Genomic DNA, 6540 nt, shown 5'->3' on the forward strand with positions numbered 1-6540 from the left:
ACCGCCCTGTCGGTTAACCTTTTTCCGCGAAGATTCCGCCATGTGTGAGCGGATCCCGGAGGGTGATCTTGCACGCCCGCAAGTCGTCCAGCGTCCACATCCGCTCGCTATTGAGATGCGGCTGGGCGTTGAGTGTCTTGCCGTCGCTGCGCACCGCACCTGCGGCGTGTACGACATCGGCGATGTCCCAGCCGTCGAACTTCTCCAGAAGGTTTTCACCCTGGTAGCGCTCCGGCTCCTTGAGGAACATTCGCTCGCACCATGGCGAGCACAGCGAGTGTTTGCGTCCTCCGTACTCGAGGATCCGCATGTCGGCCAGCGCGTCGCCGAGCGTGGGAACGCAGATGGGGAATTGGCACACCCGGCAGAAATACAGGTAATTGATCTCGTCCATGATCTTCTCCAGCGGCAAGGTGTGGTTTGCCGGGTTGATCAGGTCGATCTCGCGCCAGGCGTCCCACAGCCCGCCTACCTGGCGGTGCCAGCCCGGGTAGTTGTTCTCGAACCATTCCATGTCGCGCGCGTTGGGCGGGTCCATCCGGAATCCGAGCAGTGGCCACAGGGCGTAGGCGAGCGCATAGGTGTAGTGATGGCCCCAGTACGCCTGCCTCTTGGCGTCGGCGAGGTTTGCCGGGGACTTGACCCCGAATTTCTCCAGCCGGCCCAGCCAGATGCCGCCCCAGTCCTCGTACACCCAGCGGTCCCATACCTTCGACCACGGCTCGAGCTTGTTCACCGAGCCGTATTCGAACCCGGCGCCCACGATCGGCGTCGCGAACCGGTGTTGGAGCCAGAACGCGTTTTCCAGGTCGGTTTGCAGGTACTTCATGTTGTCCGCGTCGTGGGCTACCGACACGATCGTCTGATAGCCGTTGGCCATGTGGCGCATTTCGTCGGACTGGATCGACAGGAAGATCGTCGGGGTGATCTCGTCGCCGTTGGCCGCGCTCCATTCCGTCATGGCCACGATCAGCGGGTTGGTAAAGCACGCCTCGGCCACCAGCTGCAGGTTCAGTGAGGCGAACACCGGGTCACCGGAACAGAAATTCTCGCCGAATGCCTGCATGGTGGGCGGGAACAGCGGGTTGATGTAGCGCCACTTGCGCATGTCCACAAAGCCCGCCGGGTCGTAGTATTGCCCCGCGTAGTACTTCGCCAAGTAGTGCGTTTGAGTGGTGTGGCGTACCTCGTCCTCCACCTGCATGAGGTAGCCGTTGCGCAGCTCGGGTGAGCGGGTCGTGTCCGCCATGACCGCCGAACCGGCGATCGCGTTGTACTCGCCGAGTTCCAGCGCGCCGGCGAGCAGCTTCATGACCTCGGCCCAGCGTGGCTCGACCCGCGTCGGCGCCTTCAGCCGCGCCAGCGAGTCCAGCAAACTGCCGTATTGGCGGTCGTCCTTCTCGCCCTCCATCCGGCCGTAGTCGCGGGCGACCAACTTGAACTGCTCGCGAGCATTGGGGTCGAATTTGTACTTTGTCGGGTATTTCCCGCGAATCGTGTCGGAATCCCAGCCCAGATCCTGCAGCCAGGAATGCACCTCCTGCCCGCTGACGCTGGCGTGCGGGGCGTCGGGCCGGCCGGTCACCTTTCCGGGTAGTACAGCAGTCATCGTGTTTACTCCTCTTGTTCGTTACGGGACTGTCGGTTTTGGTGTTCAGTTGGGTGTCGGGTCTTGGTTCATTTCGCGCGGTGTCAACCGGTGCCCGCTTGCCCCAGGTCGGCGAACTCCGCCTCGGTCAGGAGCCGCGACCGGATGAGGAAACGCACCCCTTCCGGGGCCTCCAGGGAGAATCCGCCGCCGCGCCCGCTGACGACGTCGACGGTGAGATGGGTGTGTTTCCAGTACTCGTACTGGTCGGCGCTCATCCAGAACGGCGTGTCGTCGCCGACCGTGCCCAGCAGCACGTCCGAGCCGCCCGTGCGGAATTCTCCTCGCGGGTAGCACATTGGGGCACTGCCGTCGCAACAGCCGCCGGACTGGTGAAACATCACCGGACCGTGTTGGGTGATGAGCCGTTCCAGCACCGCCGTCGCGGCGGGCGTGATGTCGACTCGTGGTTCGGATGTCGTCATCAGAAGAATCCGAGCTTGTTCGGTGAGTAGCTGACCAGCAGGTTCTTGGTCTGCTGGTAGTGGTCGAGCATCATCTTGTGGTTTTCGCGGCCGATGCCGGATTTCTTGTATCCGCCGAAGGCGGCGTGTGCGGGATAGGCGTGGTAGCAGTTGGTCCAGACTCGGCCGGCCTTGATTTCGCGGCCCAGCCGGTAGGCGGTGTTGGCGTCGCGTGACCACACACCGGCCCCGAGGCCGTAGAGGGTGTCGTTGGCCAGATTCAGGGCCTCGTCGGTGGAGTCGAACGTGGTGACCGACAGCACCGGTCCGAAGATCTCCTCCTGGAAGATGCGCATGTTGTTGGTGCCCTTGAAGATCGTCGGCTCGATGTAGTAGCCGTCCGGATGCTCCACGACTTTCCGCGGGTTGCCACCGACGAGCAGCTCAGCGCCTTCCTTCTTGCCGATGTCGATGTAGGACAAGATCTTTTCGAACTGGTCGTTGCTGGCCTGAGCGCCGATCATGGTGTCCTTGTCCAGCGGGCTGCCACTGGTGATCGCTTTCACCCGGTCCAGGCAGCGGGCGATGAATTCGTCATAGATCGACGAGTGGATCAGGGCCCGCGACGGGCAGGTGCAGACCTCACCCTGGTTGAAGGCGAACATCACCAGACCTTCGACAGCCTTGTCCAGGAACTCGTCGTCGGCGGCCATCACGTCGGGCAAAAAGATGTTGGGGCTCTTGCCGCCCAGCTCCAACGTCACTGGGATGATGTTCTCGCTGGCGTACTGCATGATCAGGCGACCGGTGGTCGTCTCACCCGTAAACGCCACTTTGGCCACCCTCGGGCTGGAGGCCAGCGGCTTGCCGGCCTCCACACCGAAGCCATTGACCACGTTGAGAACGCCCGGCGGCAGCACGTCGGCGATCACTTCGATCACCTTCAGCATGGAGGCCGGCGTCTGCTCAGCGGGTTTGAGTACGACGCAGTTTCCCGCCGCTAAGGCCGGCGCAAGCTTCCAGGCCGCCATCAAAATCGGGAAGTTCCAGGGGATGATCTGGGCGACCACGCCGAGCGGTTCGTGGAAGTGGTATGCGACGGTGTCCTCGTCGATCTCGCCGATGCTGCCTTCTTGCGCGCGGATGGCACCCGCGAAGTAACGGAAATGATCGACGGCAAGGGGGAGGTCGGCGGCCAGGGTTTCGCGCACCGGTTTGCCGTTGTCCCAGGTCTCGGCGACCGCGAGCTCTTCGAGGTGTTCCTCGATGCGGCCGGCGATCTTGTTCAGGATGTTGGCCCGCTCCGTCGCCGACGTCCGCGCCCATCCGGGGGCCGCGGTGTGGGCCGCGTCCAGCGCCAGCTCGACGTCGGCGCCCGTCGACCGCGCCACCTCGCAAAAGGTCTGCCCGTCCACCGGTGACGGATTCTCAAAGTAACGACCATCGGTTGGCGGCACCCACTTACCGCCGATGAAATTCTCATACCGGGAGGCAAAGTCAACGACGCTTCCCTCAGTGCCTGGTTTCGTGTATTTCATCTCGTCCTCAGCTCGATCCCGCGGGTATGCGCGGTCACGTTCGATTGCTTTCGTGACGAGAGTTACACGACAAGGTTGGTTAAACGTTGTTTAACCGGGCACTCACGTCAAGCGCTGTCCGAAGCGTGAAGTCGGCCGGCGGCGAGGTGGCGGCGGGCATCCGTCGGCTCGAGCAGCCGCAGGGCATGGGCGTGGATCTCGGAATCGTAAAGACTGACCGCACCCAGGCGCAGGGCGCTGTCGGCTGATTTGCTGGCTAAGACCGCGTCGCGAATTGCTACCTCCAGCTGGTCCCGCCAGGCGACAATTCCAGGTGCGTCGGACTCCGGCAACAATGGACCGTTGTAATGTTCGACCGCCGTCGCCACGTCACCGCGCGACAGCGCCTGCAAGACAGCGACCGCGTCGCAGCTGACCGGCTGAAGCAGCGCGTACGTGCGTGCTGCCAGTTGGCCACCGAGCAGCCGGCGCACGTGGCTGACCTCGCACTTTAGCGTGCCCGGCGCGACACAACGGTCGCCGTAGATTTCGGCGGCAAGCTCACCCGGCGAATAGCCGGCCGGGCGCAACGCCAGCAGCGCGAGAATCTCGGATTGTCGCAGTGTGACATGCACCGGCAACCCGTTGACCAGCACCTGCGATCTGCCCAGGCACCGCACGTCCACCCGGGCGGCCACCTGCTCACCACCAGTCCACGTGTCGCGAAGCCGCGACTCGATGGCCGAGGTCAGCATGCGCACCGTGGTCAGCCCCAAAGCGTTGGCGCGCTCCCACGTCGACGACAGATCGATCACTCCGAGCTGGCACCCGCGCGGGTCGTGGATCGGTGCGCTGTAACACACCCAATCGTGCAGTCGCTCAACCACGTGCTCCGACGAGAACACCGTCGAGGGCTGATCCGTCCGCAACGCCAAGCCGAGGGCGTTCGTGCCGATCGCGTCTTCGCTCCAGCAACCGCCCGGCATAAAATTCACTGCTTCGATTCGGCGCCGCATTGCCCGGCAACCACTCGTCCACAGAATTGTTCCGGTTTCGTCGGTTACCGCGACGACAAAGCCCGCGTCGTCGGCGATGCGTCCCAACTCGTCCGACGGGTCGACGAAGGGCCGATTCGTGCCACCTCGTCGCGACGTCGACGTCGCCGACCGATGGGGCACTGTCCCGCGCGGGATCGACATGCGCGAGTGACCACGACTCGGCGATCTCCGGCCGTACCACGGTGTCTGTGGCCATGACAGCGCCAACTGCCTCGCCTTGGCGAGACCGCTCCCAAGCGCGTTCGATCTCCTGCCGGAGCAATCGCCGCTGACGCTCCATTGCTAGCGTCCCTTCAGTGCGTCCGCATTCGTTGTCGGATTGCGCACTCTAGCCACGAAACGTGATGCACACAACATCAGTCTACTCCGGGGGGCTTCACTCGGGACACAAACAGTCAGGCAATTCTCAGTACGACACTAGCGTTGTCCGCCCGCTGATCTGCGGAAACAAGGATCACCCGAAGGGGAGTGCGCGATGTCGGCTGCTGGCCCGGAAGTTCCTGTGCGTTAGCGGACAGAATCGAGCTACGGCGCATCTCTGAGAACCGGGCGACGGACCGCCCTCACGACGCCAACCCGGCCGACACGCGACCACCCGTCGAACGAGGACGACGTGATCTCGAAGCTCGCGCCACGCGCCCGCGCATTGGTCGACGTTCCCGACGCAGCCGAACCAACGATCAGCCAACGTTCGCTGCGTATGAACGCAGCGTGTCAGAGACGTACGTTGACGGGTCGTCATTTCCGCCGCCGACTGATTTCGCGGCGCGCGCAAACGCTTCCCAGGAGTTGTACCGCGACGCCGAGGATGACCGGTTGCGGTTTTGGGGGAAGCAGGCCCACCGCCTGTCGTGGAAAGCGCCGTTCCAGGAAGTGCTGGACTGGTCTGACGCGCCTTTCGCAAGGTGGTTCGTCGGCGGCAAGCTCAACGTGGCATACAACTGCGTCGATCGGCACGTCGAAGCTGGTAATGGCGACCGGGTGGCGATCCACTGGGAGGGCGAGCCCGTCGGCGACAGCCGGTCCCTCACGTACTCCGATCTGCTGACCGAGGTTTGCAAGGCGGCTAACTCGCTGTCCGACCTAGGCGTAGTCGCCGGTGACCGCGTCGCGATCTATATGCCGATGGTGCCCGAGGCCATCGTGGCGATGCTGGCATGCGCGCGGCTGGGCGTTATGCACAGCGTGGTATTCGCCGGGTTCTCAGCGTCGGCACTGAGGGCCCGCATCGAAGACGCCGAAGCCAAGCTGGTCATCACCACCGATGGTCAATACCGGCGCGGCAAGGTGGTATCGCTCAAGACCACAGTGGACGAGGCCGTTTCGGGGGTCGAATGTGTCCAACACGTGCTGGTGGTGCGCCGGTGTGGAATCGACCTGCCGTGGACCCAGGGACGCGACCTGTGGTGGCACGACACCGTCGCAACGGCCGCGCCGAAGCACGATCCGCAGGGGTTCGATGCCGAGCACCCGCTGTTTCTGCTGTACACATCCGGAACGACCGGTAAGCCCAAGGGCGTAATCCACACTTCGGGCGGGTACTTGACCCAGGCGTCGTACACCCACCACTACGTGTTCGACCACAAACCCGAGACCGACGTCTATTGGTGCACGGCCGATATCGGTTGGATAACGGGCCACACCTATACCGTCTACGGCCCGCTGTCGAACGGCGCCACGCAGGTGCTTTACGAGGGCACCCCGGCGTCGCCGAACCAGCACCGGCACTTCGAGGTGATCGAAAAGCACGCAGTGACCATCTACTACACCGCTCCCACGCTGATCCGCACCTTCATGAAGTGGGGCCGGGAAATTCCCGACGCCCACGACCTATCCAGCCTGCGCCTGCTGGGCACGGTGGGGGAGCCGATCAACCCCGAGGCGTGGCGATGGTACCGGGACGTCTTCGGCGC

General features: G+C 63.7%; 5 protein-coding genes. 1 reads left to right on the forward strand and 4 read right to left on the reverse strand.

What is annotated here, in order from left to right; translation table 11 throughout:
- Positions 1-13 precede the first annotated feature (13 nt).
- From AC2VOU_RS17140 to AC2VOU_RS17155, 4 genes are all read right to left on the reverse strand, one after another.
- Entirely contained in the window at positions 14-1609 is a 1596-nt protein-coding gene (locus tag AC2VOU_RS17140; RefSeq protein ID WP_486958444.1) for a ferritin family protein, read from the reverse strand.
- Between the two features lie 83 nt (positions 1610-1692).
- Positions 1693-2073, reverse strand: coding sequence for a DUF779 domain-containing protein (locus AC2VOU_RS17145; RefSeq protein WP_486958445.1), 381 nt, complete (start codon positions 2071-2073; stop codon positions 1693-1695).
- Positions 2073-3590, reverse strand: coding sequence for an acetaldehyde dehydrogenase ExaC (gene exaC / locus AC2VOU_RS17150; protein ID WP_486958446.1), 1518 nt, complete (start codon positions 3588-3590; stop codon positions 2073-2075). The genes AC2VOU_RS17145 and exaC overlap by 1 nt, the downstream gene beginning before the upstream one ends.
- Before the next feature lie 107 nt (positions 3591-3697).
- Positions 3698-4768: an AfsR/SARP family transcriptional regulator gene (locus AC2VOU_RS17155; RefSeq protein WP_486958447.1), complete on the reverse strand. Its 1071-nt coding sequence runs from the start codon at positions 4766-4768 to the stop codon at positions 3698-3700.
- Positions 4769-5338: 570 nt separating this feature from the next.
- On the opposite strand from AC2VOU_RS17155, the gene AC2VOU_RS17160 reads away from it, so the two are divergent.
- Positions 5339-6540, forward strand: a 1202-nt coding sequence (locus AC2VOU_RS17160; RefSeq protein ID WP_486958448.1) for an AMP-binding protein, incomplete at its 3' end; no start/stop codon positions are given.

The sequence above is a fragment of the Mycobacterium sp. TH-M25 genome (assembly GCF_057473665.1).

What these genes read in the sequence shown, in the direction of transcription:
- AC2VOU_RS17140 (WP_486958444.1), bottom strand. Translation starts at nt 1,609, where the DNA reads ATGACTGCTGTACTACCCGGAAAGGTGACCGGCCGGCCCGACGCCCCG.
- AC2VOU_RS17145 (WP_486958445.1), bottom strand. Translation starts at nt 2,073, where the DNA reads ATGACGACATCCGAACCACGAGTCGACATCACGCCCGCCGCGACGGCG.
- exaC (WP_486958446.1), bottom strand. Translation starts at nt 3,590, where the DNA reads ATGAAATACACGAAACCAGGCACTGAGGGAAGCGTCGTTGACTTTGCC.
- AC2VOU_RS17155 (WP_486958447.1), bottom strand. Translation starts at nt 4,768, where the DNA reads ATGTCGATCCCGCGCGGGACAGTGCCCCATCGGTCGGCGACGTCGACG.